The 14,636-nt window shown below is 73.1% G+C and carries 11 protein-coding genes; 4 read left to right on the forward strand and 7 right to left on the reverse strand.

Annotated elements, in window-relative coordinates; translation table 11 throughout:
• The first annotated feature begins 92 nt into the window (after positions 1–92).
• Together Q0994_RS28815 and Q0994_RS28820 are read left to right on the forward strand one after the other, a co-directional pair.
• Positions 93–404, forward strand: coding sequence for a hypothetical protein (locus Q0994_RS28815; protein ID WP_299540317.1), 312 nt, complete (start codon positions 93–95; stop codon positions 402–404).
• A gap of 74 nt (positions 405–478) precedes the next feature.
• Positions 479–1,252 carry a hypothetical protein gene (locus Q0994_RS28820; RefSeq protein ID WP_299540319.1) on the forward strand — a complete coding sequence of 258 codons (774 nt, stop codon included), beginning with the start codon at positions 479–481 and terminating at the stop codon, positions 1,250–1,252.
• Between the two features lie 43 nt (positions 1,253–1,295).
• On the opposite strand, the gene Q0994_RS28825 is transcribed toward Q0994_RS28820, so the two are convergent.
• From Q0994_RS28825 to Q0994_RS28835, 3 genes are all read right to left on the reverse strand, one after another.
• Entirely contained in the window at positions 1,296–2,309 is a 1,014-nt protein-coding gene (locus Q0994_RS28825) for a hypothetical protein (protein ID WP_299540322.1), read from the reverse strand.
• Positions 2,310–2,553: 244 nt separating this feature from the next.
• Positions 2,554–3,327: an HNH endonuclease family protein gene (locus Q0994_RS28830; RefSeq protein WP_299540325.1), complete on the reverse strand. Its 774-nt coding sequence runs from the start codon at positions 3,325–3,327 to the stop codon at positions 2,554–2,556.
• Positions 3,328–3,475: 148 nt separating this feature from the next.
• A complete protein-coding gene (locus tag Q0994_RS28835; protein ID WP_299540328.1) occupies positions 3,476–4,444 on the reverse strand; it encodes an SCO6745 family protein in 969 nt (322 codons plus the stop codon).
• Positions 4,445–4,565: 121 nt separating this feature from the next.
• Here Q0994_RS28835 and Q0994_RS28840 point away from each other — a divergent pair, with 121 nt between their 5' ends.
• A complete protein-coding gene (locus Q0994_RS28840) occupies positions 4,566–5,147 on the forward strand; it encodes a TetR/AcrR family transcriptional regulator (protein WP_299540331.1) in 582 nt (193 codons plus the stop codon).
• A 58-nt stretch (positions 5,148–5,205) separates the two neighbouring features.
• Here Q0994_RS28840 and Q0994_RS28845 read toward each other — a convergent pair whose 3' ends face one another.
• Positions 5,206–5,745, reverse strand: a complete 540-nt coding sequence (locus Q0994_RS28845) for an MOSC domain-containing protein (RefSeq protein WP_299540334.1) — start codon at positions 5,743–5,745, stop codon at positions 5,206–5,208.
• A gap of 451 nt (positions 5,746–6,196) precedes the next feature.
• On the opposite strand from Q0994_RS28845, the gene Q0994_RS28850 reads away from it, so the two are divergent.
• On the forward strand, positions 6,197–6,850 hold the full coding sequence (locus Q0994_RS28850) for a DUF642 domain-containing protein (protein WP_299540337.1): 654 nt from the start codon (positions 6,197–6,199) through the stop codon (positions 6,848–6,850).
• A 183-nt stretch (positions 6,851–7,033) separates the two neighbouring features.
• Here Q0994_RS28850 and mfd read toward each other — a convergent pair whose 3' ends face one another.
• The 3 genes from mfd to Q0994_RS28865 form a co-directional block, all read right to left on the reverse strand.
• On the reverse strand, positions 7,034–10,573 hold the full coding sequence (gene mfd / locus Q0994_RS28855) for a transcription-repair coupling factor (protein ID WP_299540340.1): 3,540 nt from the start codon (positions 10,571–10,573) through the stop codon (positions 7,034–7,036).
• Between the two features lie 432 nt (positions 10,574–11,005).
• Positions 11,006–13,591: an ABC transporter permease gene (locus Q0994_RS28860; protein ID WP_299540343.1), complete on the reverse strand. Its 2,586-nt coding sequence runs from the start codon at positions 13,589–13,591 to the stop codon at positions 11,006–11,008.
• The gene (locus Q0994_RS28865) at positions 13,588–14,376 is read right to left on the reverse strand and encodes an ABC transporter ATP-binding protein (protein WP_299540346.1); all 789 of its coding nucleotides are present in this window, start codon (positions 14,374–14,376) and stop codon (positions 13,588–13,590) included. Before Q0994_RS28865 ends, Q0994_RS28860 begins: the two co-directional genes overlap by 4 nt.
• Positions 14,377–14,636 lie beyond the last annotated feature (260 nt).

Raw genomic sequence — 14,636 nt, forward strand, 5'->3', positions numbered from 1 at the left:
CCCGTCCACACCCCGTTCTCCACCCGTCTTCGTCCGCCTCCCCTTGTCCACAGCCCGTCCACAGCACCCGTCCGCAGAAAGGAGGAACAGTCATGGCCCACCCGAACCCGAGGTACGTGTTCGGCCCACCGCGTCCGGCCCGCCCGCCTGCACGGGACACGGTCGCCACGGCCGCCTTCGCGGTCGGGCTGATCGGCAGCGTGACCGGGCTGATCCGCCCGCTCTGCCTGCTCGCCGCGGGCCTGGGGCTGCTCGCGCTGGGACTCGGGACCGTGGCGCTGCGACGGGCCCGACGGCCCGGCACGGCCGACGACGGGCTCGCCGGATTCGGAGCCGTGCTCGGTGCGGTGACCCTGCTGCTCGCGCTGGTCGGCGCCGTACTCGGCGCCTCCGGCCCGTCCTGACCGACCACCACCCGCTCGCGCGTACATCTCACACCTTCGGCACCGATCACCCTCACCCACCCAGGAGTTCCACCATGCGCACCGCCCCCCGTACCCTCGCCACCTCGGTGTGCGCCCTGTCCCTGCTGGCCACCCTCGCCGCCTGCGGCAGCGGCACGCAGGACGGCGCCGCGGGCGGACGACCGGATGCCGCGTCGTCCGCGCCGAAGAAGAAGGAGCCCTTCGCCGGAGTCTCCGGGCCCGAACTGACCGACAAGGCCATGGAGGCGACGAGAGCGGCGACGTCCCTGCGGATCAAGCTCGACATGACGACCACGGACGGGCCGGTCAAGGCGGACTTCGCGTCCGCCAAGAGCGGCGAGTGCACCGGCACCCTGCACATCGGCACGTCGGGAGCGATGGATGTCGTCAAGATCGGCGGCACCGCCTGGACGCGGATGGACGAGGCGATGCTCCGCGAGCAGCTGACCGAGGAGTCGGCCGCCGACGTGGACGCCACCGTGGACCTCCTGGCGGGTCGCTGGACGGAGGCGAAGACGTCCGACCCCGACGTCGCGGACACCCTCGGGTTCTGCGACCTGGAGTCGCTGCTCGGCGGCTTCGAGGGCGGGGACACGGAGGCGAAGCGGGGCGCCGTCACCACCCACGCCGGGCAGCCGGCGATCGAACTCAGCGAGAAGGACGGGAAGGAGACCTACACCTTCCTCGTCGCGGCCAAGGGCGAGCCCCGCCTGCTCCGGCTCGTGTCCCGCGGCGGCGAGGAGCCGATGACGATGGAACTCTCCGACTTCGACCGGCCGGTCGAGGCGAAGAAGCCCGCCGCGAAGGACATCGTGGACCTGGACTGACGCACGACCAGGCCGGTGGCGGACCGCCACCGGCCGGGCCCCGTCAACCGCGCGGCCGCAACCGCTGGAGGACCGCCCCGCGTGCTGCCCTCGTGCGCGCCGCACGATAGGCGAGACGCCCGTACGGCAGGTAGCGCCACGGCAGGGCGTCGGAGTAACCGTCGACATGGCGGAACTGCTCCACCGCCTCCCGGTACCTGCCCTGCTTCAGCAGGAAATGGGCCAGCAGGTGGCGCACCTCGGGCAGCCGCGGATGGTCACCGGCTTCCGCCACGTCCGCCAGGGCCGCGTCCACCATGCGCCGCACCTCGGTGCTCCGGTAGGCCGCGTCCGGCACCTCGCCGTCCTCGTGCTCGTACCAGGCGATCAGGGGAAGCGCCGTCAGCAGGCTCCCGCGCGGCGCACCCGCCGCGGCCTTCTCGGCGTACGTGCGCGCCATCCCCTTGGTACCGCGCCACTTGGCACACCAGTACTGCAGAGCCGAGGCGTGCGCGCCGAAGTGGTAGGGGGCACGCGCGTCGACCTGCTCCGAGAGGGACCGCATGTCGCGGTTGGGATAGCCGAGTCCGAGGGCCACCCACATCTCCGCGACCAGGGGGGCGGGGTCCTCCGGGGCGAGCGAAGCGGCACGCGCCAGATCGTCCCGGGCGCCGAACAGCACCTGGTGGAAGCCCTCGAACGCCTTCGCGGAGGTGTGCCGGGCGAACCGTGCTCCCCGGAGCTTCCACGCGTACCGGATCGTGGTCTCGGCCCGCAGCAACGCGGCGTCCGGGTCCGTAGGGCGTGCCTCCTGCCAGGCCACGAGCCAGGCGTCCCCCTTCCTCGCCGCCCGGTACCCCAGCCTGTTCGCGTACAGGGACCGGCGTTCCCAGTCTCCCGCCGTGTCGCGGAACAGGTCCGCGACGGGCTCCCATCGGCCGCGCGACGCGGCGGCCAAGGCCCGCTCCAGAGCGGGATCGCGGCCCGCCAGCCGGGGATTGATCCGCTTCAGGGGCAGCAGGAAGAAGCAGACCCAGCAAACGGCGGCCAGCACGGCGAGCCATATGAGGACGTTCACGGATGGTTCCTGTCAGGGACGGTGGGGCTCACCCGCCGGTGACGGCGCACCAGGACGCACAACCGTTCCGGAACGCCCGCATGCACGAACCTCCGCCCCCGGCACCGCCCCCCGGCCCGCCCCACTGGCGGTCCGCTCATGGGGAGCGTGGCCTCGGTGAAGCGGACAGCGTATCCACGTCCCGCACCGGGGCCCCGAGCGGCCACCGCCGCCACCCGCCGAGGTCCGGCCGCAGTCGGCCCCCTCAGCCCCCGCACTGCGCCAGCATCGCCTTCTTGTCGGCCGCCGTCACCGGGAGGTCGTACTTCAGCGACACCTGGGCGAACCGGACCGCGTAGGAGCAGCGGATCGCCTTGTACGGGGGCAGCCAGGCGGCCGGGCCGGAGTCGCTCTTGGCGCCGTTGGCGGGGCCGTCGACGGGGATGAGGTTGAGCGGGTCGTTGGCGATCTGCTCCCGCTTGGACTCGTTCCAGCGCGCCGCGCCCATCTGCCAGTCGTACGACAGCGGCATGACGTGATCGATCTGGACCGTGGTGGCCTTCTGCTTCTTCCAGTCGATCGTCCGGCCGGTGTACGGGTCCTTCAGCGTCAGGGAGACGACGACGCAGTCCGAACCGGACCGCAGGGCCACGTCCTTGCCGTCGCGGGCCAGCAGGTCGTTGCGGGTGTCGCAGCCGTTGCGGGACAGCGGTATGCCGTCCACGGAGTCCTTCCAGGCGTAGCCGAACTCGTCCCGGTCGTACCCCGTCTTCGGCCCGCGCCCCTTGGTGGCCACCTTCTCGATGATCTTCCGGGCCTCCGCCCGGTCCGCCTCGGAGGTCAGCGGCGCGAGACCGGGCTTGGTGCCGTCCGGGTTGTCCAGCGGGCTCGCGCCGAAGCCCTCCACCGGGCCGCCGCCCGGCGCCGCGCCCGAGGAGCCTGGTTCGGCGGCGAGGTCCTCGGGTTGGCAGCCGGCCAGGGCCAGCACGGCCACGGCGCTCAGGGCCGGCAGTGCCACTCGGTACGCGCGGGAAGTCATCACTGGGAGCCGTCCTGAAGGTGTAGTGGGCCGAACCCGGGAATCCTACGGACGTGTTCCCCGCCGACGGGGGTTCATGACCGGCCCTCGACGGACCGGATGGCGGAGCACCGCCGGGCCCTGGTCTCCGCCGTGTGCGAACGGGTGGTCAGATCCTGCCGATACCCAGGGTGTTCACGGACGGGAGCAGGCCGGAGCCGATGGTCTCCAGCCACCACGTCCCCAGCAACTCCACCAGGCGCTCGCGTTCGCCCGCGTCGAGCGCCCCCCACGGTTGCGCGGCCGCCTCGTCGGTGTGCCGCTCGACCTCGGTCCGCAGCGCGCGGCCGGCTTCCGTCGCCGTACCGGCGGCGTCCACGAGGCCGCGCAGGTGGAGGCGCCGGCGGGCGGCGGCCCACTCGTCCGGACTCCAGCCGCGGCTGGCGAAGACGTCGACGGGCGCGGCTCCGACCGCCGCGAAGGAGACCAGTGACTCGACCGGGTCCAGCCCCGCCGCGACCAGCGCCGCGACATGGCCGTCCCCCCGGTGCTCCCGTAGCACGGTCGCCGCCTGCCAGAGCACCAGATGCGGCGAACCGGGCCAGGGCAGAGCCGCGTTGGCGTCGGCGAGGGGGCGCTCCGGGAAGGGCACGGGGCCGCCCGTACGGGAGGCCCCGGACGCCAGGTCTCCCGTACGGGACACGCCGGACGCCAGTTCGCCCCCGCGGGTTCCGGTCGCGGCGCGCTCCGCCGCGCGACGGGCCAGCGCCGCCGCCTCCGCGAACTCGGGGCCCTCGACCCGCTCGCCGAACAGCGTCCGGTAGGCCCGGTCCACCGCGCGCGACCGCGCCGCGAGCACCTCGGCCGGGGCGGCGACGCCCCAGGCGGCCGGAACGTACCGGCGGACGGTGGCGGGGCTGAAGCTGTGGAAGGTCCGGACGACTTCGTCCGCGTCCGGTCCCGGCCCGTCGCCCGCCAGGGGCGCCGCCCGCCAGGCGAAGTAGCTGGGCCAGCGCTCCTCGACGTCGAACCCGAGCGCGGCGGCCTCCTCGAACGCCTCGGGCGCGTAGTAAAGCACGGCGTGCAGCGGCTCCAGCAGGTGCCACATCTGACGCGTACGGCCTTGTTCGTCGGTCACGGTGTTCGGCCTTCCCTCGTCCCGTACCACCGGCATCCGGCAATCTAGCCAGTGACTAGATGACCAGAGTCCGCCCACCCGTCGAACTTGTCAATGCCTAGATTCGGCGTACGGTACGACCATGAGCAGCCCGCACCCCTACCACCACGGCGATTTGCGCCACGCCCTCCTGTCGGCGGCCCTCGACGTGGTCGCCGCCGACGGGCCGGGGGCGCTGAGCCTGCGTGACCTGGCGCGCCGCGCCGGCGTCTCGCACGCGGCCCCGGCCCACCACTTCAAGGACCGGGCCGGCCTGCTGACGGCCATCGCCGCCGAGGGGTACACCCTCTTCGCCGACGCCCTCGCCGCCGTCCCCGACCTGCGGGAACGCGGAGCCCAGTACGTGCGCTTCGCCCGCACGCACCCGGCGCACTTCCAGGTGATGTTCCAGCCCGCGCTGTACCGCACCGACGACCCGGAGCTCGTCGCGGCGCGCGGGCGTGCCGGGCGGGCGCTGAGCCAGGGGGTCGCGGGCCTGCCGGGGGAAGGGCGGAACGGGGCCGACGCCCGCGAGGCCGGAATCGCCGCCTGGTCCCTCGCGCACGGCTTCGCCGCACTGCTGCTCAGCCGGAACCTGGACGACTTCCTCGCGGACCGCGACCCGGAGGAGGTCTTCCGCTCCCTCGCGGGCCTGCTCTTCCGGCCCGGGACCGACGGCGGCTGAGCGAGCCGCGGGGGAAAACCCGGCCGGACGGAGAGTGGGACGTCAGACGCGCGGGACGTCAGACCCGCTCCAGCGGCAGGTGCGGCCCCTGGGGAAGCTCCGCTTCGATCGTGTCGCCCGGACGCACGACGCCGCCCTCCTTCACGATGCTCATGATCCCCGCCTTGCGCACGATGTTCCCGGCTCCGTCCCGGCCGACGACCTGCTTCAACAGCCCGTCCCGGAAACGGTCGATCTGCAGGCACGGGTTGCGCAGGCCGGTCACCTCCAGCACCGCTTCGCCGATGCGCAGCAGCGTGCCGGCCGGCAGGCCGAGCAGATCGATGCCGCTGGTGGTGATGTTCTCGCCGAGGTCACCCGGCGCCACCTCGAACCCCTCCGGGCGGACCTCCGCGAAGAGTTCCTCGTGGATGAGGTGAACCTGGCGCAGATTCGGCCGGGTGGGGTCCTGCGCCATCCGGGAGCGGTGCTTGACCGTCACCCCGGCGTGCACGTCGCCCTCCACGCCGAGCCCGGCGAGCAGCGTGATGCTGTCCCGGTTCGGCTTCGTGAAGGCGTACTCGCCGTTGCTGCTCACGGCCGTCACTGTCCCGCTCATCCTCGGACCCCTCCTCGCCGGCACTCACTGCTCACGACCCTATCCCCGGCCCTGAGGCACGGCGGCGGGGCACCCGCCACCGACCGGGGGGCGGGCTCCGTACCGGCACGTTCCCGGCGGCGACGCGGTCTCCCCGGTGTCCGCCCGGCTCCCGGACCGCCGCGCCGCGCCTCGAACGCTCCGGCGCGTTCACCGTGCGGTGCGGACGCCGGACCGTCCGCGCCGGACGATGGAACCGCAGATGGCGGCGGTACGGGGACCGGGGCGCGTGGGCCGGGGCGCGCGCTCTCCGGGCCCGGCGAGGGCGTCCGGTGCGGCGCGGCGTGCTCCCGCACGCCGTAGGCGGCGGGCGGGACCGCGCCGCACACTCCGATCAGGTCCCGGCCGCGCCCTTCCGTGACAGGTACCGGCCGGGACCTTCGCCCCGTGTCGTGCGCACCGAAAGGCCGTCATGCACCCTCTCCACCGCTCCGCCCTGGTCCTCTCCGCCGCCGCCCTCCTGGTGTCCGCCGCCGCGGTCCCCGCCACCGCCGCCGTGCCCGACGGCGCGGGCGCGATCCTGCACCTGTTCGACCCCGAAGTCCTGGACAGCGGCTTCGAGTCCCCGGTGGTACCGCCCCCCGCCCCCTTCACCATGTACGCGGCCGGGCAGAGCGTCGGCCCGTGGGCCGTCGGCGGCGACACCGTCGACCTGGTCTCGGACCGTCTCTGGGACGCGGCGGAGGGCGATCAGTCCCTCGACCTCAACGGCATCGGGCCCGGCAGCGTCTCGCAGCGGATATCCACGCTGCCGCTGACCTCGTACGTCGTCACCTTCGAACTGGCGGGCAATCCGGGGCCGGGACCCGACGTGAAGACCGGCGAACTGCTGGTCGACGGGGCCGTGCTCACGAGCTTCAGCTTCGACACGGCCCCGCACGACTTCCGCTCCATGGGCTACGAGAAGCAGACCGCCGTCTTCACCACCCTGTTGGACACCTCGGTGACCCTGACTTTCGCCAGTACCAACCCGAGCGCCGGGGGGCCGGTCATCGACGACGTACGGGTCCGCAGTTGCCTGCTCGTCCTCTGCCCGCACACCCATCCCACCCACCCGCACGAGTGAGTTGCCGGGCCCGGTGCCGGGGGCGCCCTGTGAGGGGGCCGCCGCCACCGGGCCTGCTCGGCCTCCCCGGCATGGGCGCCCCCTACGCCTCACCGGGTAGGCGAGGCGGACTCCGGACGCCCTCCGGCGCACGTCCCGCGCCCCGGAGGGTCCCGCCCGGTCCCGCCCGGCCCTCCGGGCCCCCTACGACCCCAGGATCGTCGTCAGGAACTCGCCCGTCCACGACAGCAGTTCGCGGCCGACGACCGGCTTGCCGCCGATCTTGCCGGCCGTGGGGCGCGGGACCAGGATCTGGTGGGCGGATGCCTTGATGACCGTCTTCGGGTGCAGGCGCCGCAGGCGCAGTTCCTGGGACTCGCGCAACTCCACCGGCGCGAAGCGGATGTTGGGGCCCTGGAGCACGATCTCGCCCACGCCGCAGGAGCGGGCCAGCATGCGCAGGCCGGCGACGAGCAGCAGGTTCTCCACCGGTTCGGGCAAGGGGCCGTAGCGGTCGGTCAGTTCCTCGCGGACGGCACGGATGTCGTCCTCCGAGTTGGCCGACGCGATGGCGCGGTACGCCTGGAGGCGCAGCCGCTCGCCGGGGGCGTAGTCGTGCGGCACGTGGGCGTCCACCGGCAGCTCGATCTTGACCTCCAGCGGCGGCTCCTCCTGCTCACCGCCCTCCATCTGGGCGCGGTAGTCGGCGACCGCCTCGCCCACCATGCGGACGTAGAGGTCGAAGCCGACGCCCGCGATGTGGCCGGACTGCTCACCGCCGAGGAGGTTGCCCGCGCCGCGGATCTCCAGGTCCTTCATGGCGACGTACATGCCGGCGCCCATCTCGGTGTGCTGGGCGATGGTCGCCAGCCGCTCGTGCGCGGTCTCCGTGAGGGGCTTCTCCGGCGGGTAGAGGAAGTAGGCGTAGCCGCGGTCTCGTCCGCGGCCGACCCGGCCGCGGAGCTGGTGGAGCTGGGAGAGGCCGAAGTTGTCGCCGCGCTCCACGATCAGGGTGTTGGCGTTGGAGATGTCGATGCCGGACTCCACGATCGTGGTGGAGACCAGGACGTCGAACTTCTTCTCCCAGAAGTCCACCACGACCTGTTCCAGGGCCTGTTCGGACATCTGCCCGTGCGCCGTCGCGATGCGCGCCTCCGGCACGATCTCGCGGAGCCGGGCGGCCGCGCGGTCGATCGACTCGACCCGGTTGTGGATGTAGAAGACCTGTCCCTCGCGCAGGAGTTCACGGCGTACGGCGGCGCCGATCTGCTTCTCCTCGTACGGGCCGACGAAGGTCAGCACCGGGTGGCGCTCCTCCGGCGGGGTCGTGATGGTGGACATCTCGCGGATGCCGGTCACGGCCATTTCGAGCGTACGGGGGATGGGGGTGGCGGACATGGTGAGCACGTCGACGTTGGCGCGGAGCTTCTTGAGCTGCTCCTTGTGCTCGACGCCGAAGCGCTGCTCCTCGTCGACGATGACCAGCCCGAGGTCCTTGAACTTGGTCTCGGAGGAGAACAGGCGGTGGGTGCCGATCACGAGGTCCACCGACCCGTCGCGCAGCCCTTCGAGGGTCGCCTTCGACTCGGTCTCCGACTGGAAGCGGCTGAGCGCCCGTACGTTGACCGGGAACTGGCTGTAGCGCTCGCTGAAGGTGCCGAAGTGCTGCTGAACGAGCAGGGTGGTCGGCACCAGGACGGCGACCTGCTTGCCGTCCTGGACGGCCTTGAAGGCGGCCCGGACCGCGATCTCCGTCTTGCCGTACCCGACGTCGCCGCAGATCAGGCGGTCCATCGGGACCGTCTTCTCCATGTCCTCCTTGACCTCCGCGATGGTGGAGAGCTGGTCGGGCGTCTCCGCGTACGGGAAGGCGTCCTCCAGTTCGCGCTGCCACGGGGTGTCGGGGGCGAAGGCGTGGCCGGGGGCGGCCATCCGCGCCGAGTAGAGCTTGATCAGGTCGGCGGCGATCTCCTTGACCGCCTTCTTGGCGCGCTGCTTGGTCTTCGTCCAGTCCGCGCCGCCGAGCCGGTGCAGGGTGGGCGCCTCACCGCCGACGTACTTGGTGACCTGTTCGAGCTGGTCGGTCGGGATGTAGAGGCGGTCGCCGGGCTGGCCGCGCTTGGCGGGGGCGTACTCGACGAGCAGGTACTCGCGGGTCGCGCCCTGCACCGTCCGCTGCACCATCTCGACGTACCGGCCGACGCCGTGCTGCTCGTGGACGATGTAGTCGCCCGCCTCCAGCGTCAGCGGGTCGACGGACTTGCGGCGGCGGGCCGGCATCCGGCCCAGTTCCTTGGTGGCGGTGCGCTGGCCGGTGAGGTCGGTCTCCGTCAGCACGGCGAGCTTGAGCGCCGGGTCGATGAACCCGTGGTCGATGGCCCCGCAGGAGACGTGCACCAGCGACGGCTCGATGGCCGCGAGGTCGGGGTCGAGGCGGGCGGCGATGCCCTCGCCGCCGAGCACCTCCACCGTGCGGGAGGCAAGGCCCTGGCCCTCGGTGACGTAGACCGTGCGCCAGCCGTCGGCGATCCAGCCCTTGGTGTCGGCGAGGGCGCGGGCGGTGTCGCCGCGGTAGGTCTCGGGGGCGTGCATGCCCAGCTTGAGGGTGTCGCCGCTGTGGTCGTCCGGCGACTCGTCGGCGGCGAACGGCGAGGTCGACCACCACATCATCGACAGCTCGCGGGCCCGTTCGCGGACGTCCGCGATGGTCCGGAGCGAGGCAGCCCCGACGTCGATCGGGGCGTCGCCGCCGCCCGCCGTGGCCGCCCAGGACGCCTGGAGGAACTCCTGGCTGGTGGCCACCAGGTCGGCGGCGCGGGTGCGAACCCGCTCGGGGTCGCAGACCAGCGCCATGGCGCCCTCGGGCAGCACGTCGATCAGCAGCTCCATCTCGTCCACCAGGACGGGGGCCAGCGACTCCATGCCCTCGACGGCGATGCCTTCGGCGATCTTGCCGAGGAGTTCGTCCAGTTCCGGATGGGCCTCGGCGAGGGCGGCGGCGCGGGCGCGCACCTCCTCGGTCAGCAGCAGCTCGCGGCAGGGAGCCGCCCACAGCCCGTGGTCGGCGACCTCCAGCGACCGCTGGTCGGCGATCTTGAAGTAGCGGATCTCCTCGACGTCGTCGCCCCAGAACTCCACCCGGAGGGGGTGCTCCTCGGTGGGCGGGAAGACGTCGAGGATGCCGCCGCGCACGGCGAACTCGCCGCGCTTCTCGACCAGCTCCACGCGTGAGTAGGCGGCGGCGGCCAGCGCCTCGACGACCTCGCCGAGATCGGCGCTCTGCCCGGTGCGCAGGGCGACCGGTTCCAGGTCGCCGAGCCCCTTGACCTGCGGTTGCAGCACGGAGCGGATCGGCGCCACGACCACGCTCACCGGGCCGGTCTCCGGGTCGTCGGCGCGCGGGTGGGTGAGCCGGCGCAGCACGGCGAGCCGGCGGCCCACGGTGTCGGAGCGGGGCGAGAGCCGCTCGTGCGGCAGGGTCTCCCAGGACGGGAACTCCGCGATGCCCTCCGGGGGCAGCAGGGTGCGCAGCGCGGCGGCCAGGTCCTCGGCCTCGCGGCCGGTGGCGGTGACGGCGAGGACCGTGCGGCCGGTCTCCCGGGCGAGCGCGGCCACGGCGAAGGGACGCGCGGCGGGGGGCCCCACCAGGTCGACGTGGGTCCGGTGTCCGTCTGCGGCGGCCTTCACCGCTTCGGAGAGCGCCGGGTCGTGTACGACGACGTCCAGCAGACCGTGCAGGCTCATGGGGCTTCCGTCCGGGTGGTGACGAGGGGGGTCCGCTGACGGCCGGCTTGCCGCCAGGGGTACGCGCCGCACCCGGGCGGGTGCAACGCGAAGGGCCCGACACGTGGGACGGGCCGGGGCTTCCAGCGTACGACCCGGCGCCGACAGCCGCGTGCGCGACGGGTGGGGCGCCTGGTCCGGGGAGCGCACGGGAGCGTACCGGGGCGGGTGCGCGGGGGCACGCGCCGACGGGTCCCGGCGCGCGGGGGCACCCTCCGGTGGGCCCCCGCATCCGCGCGGGCCGGGGCGTGCACCGGCGCGCGCGGGTCCGGACGGTGCCGGACAGCGTCAGACCCCGGGGTGTTTGGAGGAACACCCCGGGGTCTTGATCATCATTCTAGGTGACCGGTCGGCGGTGGCGCGGCGCTCCGGGCGGAATGCCGCGCCACCGGCTCAGCCGTCGGTCGCGATGGCGGCCAGGACGTTCATCCGGCCCGCCCGGAAGGCCGGGACGAGGGCGGCGAACAGTCCCACGAAGGCCGAGGCGACGAACACCGTGACGATGGTCGGCCACGGGATCTCCAGCACGTTCAGCCCCTCCAGCGCCAGCAGCCGCTGCGCCGACGCGCCCCAGCCCATGCCGAGCCCGAGCCCCAGCAGCGCGCCGAACAGGGCGATGACCACCGACTCCAGCCGGATCATCCGGCGCAGTTGCCGGCGCGACAGCCCGACCGCCCGCAACAGGCCGATCTCCCGCGTCCGTTCGACCACGGACAGAGCCAGGGTGTTCACCACCCCGAGCACCGCGACGATGATCGCCAGCGCCAGCAGTCCGTAGACGATGTTGAGCAACTGGCCGATCTGGTTTTGGAGGTCCTGCTTGTAGTCGGTCTGGTTGCGCGGCTGGTACACCGGGTACGGCGCGAGGGCCTTCTTCATCGCCGCGTACGCCGCGTCCTCCTGGCCCTTCTCGGCCTGGCCGAACACCAGCAGGTCGCCGGGCCGGGCGTCGGCGGGCAGGTACTTCTCCACGGTGCCGAATCCGGTGTACATCACGCCGGAGTCGATGCCGGTGTCGTCCGAGGTGATCGCGGCGACCTTCAGCGGGGCGCTGCGGCCGCCCTCGAAGGCGACCGTGAGGGTGTCGCCCACCCGCACCCCGTGCTCGTCGGCGTAGGCGTCGCCGACCGACATCGCCCCCACCTCGTAGGCGGAGGAGAGGTCGCCCGCCACGACGGTGCGCCGCACGTCCTGCCGGTAGGTGGGGCTGGCGGCGACGAGGTTCGCCTCCTCCTTCTTCTTCCCTCCGCCGGCGGTGACGGAGGCGCTGACGGCCGCGTAGTGGGTGACGTGGGTGAGGCCGGGCGTGGAGGCGAACGCCTCGACGGCCTGCGGCACGATCGGCTGCCCGTCGGGGGACTGCAGGATGAAGTCGGCGCCGACCGTGCGGTCCAGCTCCTCGGCCGCGGAGGCCACCATCGAGGAGCCGACCACGGAGAGGCAGGCGACCAGCGCCAGGCCGATCATCAGCGCGGCGCCGGTGGCCCCGGTCCGGCGGGGGTTGCGCAGCGCGTTGCGCTCGGCGAGCCGGCCGACCGGGCCGAACAGCCGCAGCACGACCGCGCCGAGCGCCCGCACCACGAACCCGGCGAGCAGCGGGCCGATGACGACGAAGCCGACGAGGGTGAGGACCACCCCGAGGCCGAGGAGGAGCGAACCGCACGCGGCGTCGTCGGAGGCGGCCGTCGCCCCCAGCAACGCCGCGCCGGCCGCGGTGAGCAGCAGGCCGATCGTGCCCCGGACCCGTCCGGCCCGGCCGTCCGCCGGGGTCCCGGCATCGCGCAGCGCCGCCATCGGCGACACCTTGCCGGCCCGGCGGGCCGGGACGTACGCGGCGAGCACCGTCACCACGACGCCGAGCACCACACCGACCACCGGCGTGGTCCAGGCGACGGTCAGGTCCTCGGTGGACAGTTCCATCCCCATGGCGCCCATCAGCCGCATCAGCCCCACCGCGAGCCCGACGCCCGCCAGGACCCCGGCCAGCGAGCCGACGACACCGAGCAGCACCGCCTCGACCAGCACCGAACGGTTGACCTGGCCGCGCTGCGCGCCGATGGCCCGCATCAGGCCGAGTTCACGGGTCCGCTGGGCGACCAGCATCGAGAAGGTGTTGACGATGAGGAAGACGCCGACCAGCAGCGCGATCCCGGCGAAGCCGAGCATCGCCCACTTCATCACGCCGAGGAACGACCCCATGGAGTCCTTGTTGGCCTTCGCCGCCTCGTCCTGCGTCTGGAGCTTGTACGCGGCTCCGCCGTCGAGCGCGGCCGCCACGTCCGCCTTCAGCGCGGTGTCGCTCACCCCCGGCTCGGCGGCGACGTTGATCTGGGTGAAGACCCCGGGCTTCCCGAGCAGCAGCCGCTGGGCGGTCGCGGTGTCGAGGTAGGCGATCGCGGCACCCGGGTTGGTCACGGTGAACGCGGCGATGCCGCTGATCCTCCCGGTCAGGTCGCCGTGCGCGGTGACGGTGCGCAGCTCGTCGCCGAGGGCCAGGCCGTGCTTCTCGGCGGTGTCGGCGTCGATCATCACCTCGGTGGGTCCGCGCGGAGCGTGGCCGGAGGTGATCTCCATCGAACGCAGGTCGTTGTCGGTCCAGTTGCCGACGAGGGTGGGCGCGCCCGTCTGCGGGCTGAGGTTCTCGCGGTTCCCGTCGACGAGGGTCGCCGACATCACCGAGACCACGCCTTCGGCCTCCTTCACTCCGTCGGCGGCGGCGACCCGTTCGACGGTGGCGGCGGGCAGGGTCCGCGGCTTCCCGTTGGCGGGCAGGTCGGCGCCGTCCCCGGCTCCCTCCGGCGCGACCGTGACGTCCGGCGCGGAGACCGCGAAGAGCTTGTCGAACGTGGTGTTCATCGTGTCGGTGAACACCAGCGTCCCGCAGACGAAGGCCACCGACAGCAGCACGGCGACGGCGGAGAGCGCCATCCGTCCCTTGTGCGCGAGGAAGTTGCGGGTGGAGGTACGCCAGACGGTCATGAGGTCCGCCCGCGGGTGTCGAAGTTCTTCATCCGGTCCAGCACCTGGTCGGCGGTGGGGCGTTCCATCTCGTCGACGATGACGCCGTCCGCGAGGTAGAGCACCCGGTCCGCGTGGGAGGCGGCGACCGGGTCGTGGGTGACCATGACGATCGTTTGGCCCAGTTCGTCGACCGACCGGCGCAGGAACGACAGCACCTCGGCGCCGGAGCGGGAGTCGAGGTTGCCGGTGGGCTCGTCGCCGAAGATGATCTCGGGCCGGGAGGCCAATGCCCGCGCCACGGCGACCCGTTGCTGCTGGCCGCCGGAGAGTTCGGTCGGCCGGTGCTTCAGCCGGTCGGCGAGCCCGACGGTGTCCACCACCTGGCTCAGCCACCCGGCGTCCGGCTTCCGGCCGGCGATGTCCATCGGCAGCGTGATGTTCTCCAGCGCGGTCAGCGTCGGCAGCAGGTTGAACGCCTGGAAGATGAAACCGACCCGGTCCCGGCGGAGCTGGGTGAGCTTCTTGTCCTTGAGCGCGGTGATCTCGGTGTCGGCGAGGTGGATCTGCCCGGACGTCACCGTGTCCAGGCCGGCCAGGCAGTGCATCAGGGTCGACTTCCCCGAGCCCGAGGGGCCCATGATCGCCGTGAACCGCCCCCGGGCGATGTCCACGTCGACGTGGTCGAGCGCGACGACCCTGGTCTCCCCCGTCCCGTACGCCTTGACGACCTGGCGGGCGCGGGCGGCGACCGCCGTGCGTTCCCCGGCTCCCCCGTGCGTGGATTGGCTCACAGCCGTGGTCACGGTCTCTCCTCGTGGTGTGTGGCGGACGCGTGGTGCGTACGCGGCGACGCGGTGCGGTGCGCCCGTGCTCCGCCCCGCTCCGGGCGGGCCCGGTGCGGCGGGGACGGGGTGGGGCGCGGTGCGGTGTGCGGGTGCGCTGTGCGGGTGCGGTGTGCCGCGCCGGGCGGGTCGCCCGGCGGTCGTACGGCGGTCGCGTCACCCGTGCCCCCGGTACGGCCGGCCACCCCCTTCAGGCCGGTCACGCACTGCGACGTAAGGAC

Origin of the sequence: uncultured Streptomyces sp. (assembly GCF_947488945.1) — a bacterium.
Lineage (GTDB): Bacteria > Actinomycetota > Actinomycetes > Streptomycetales > Streptomycetaceae > Streptomyces.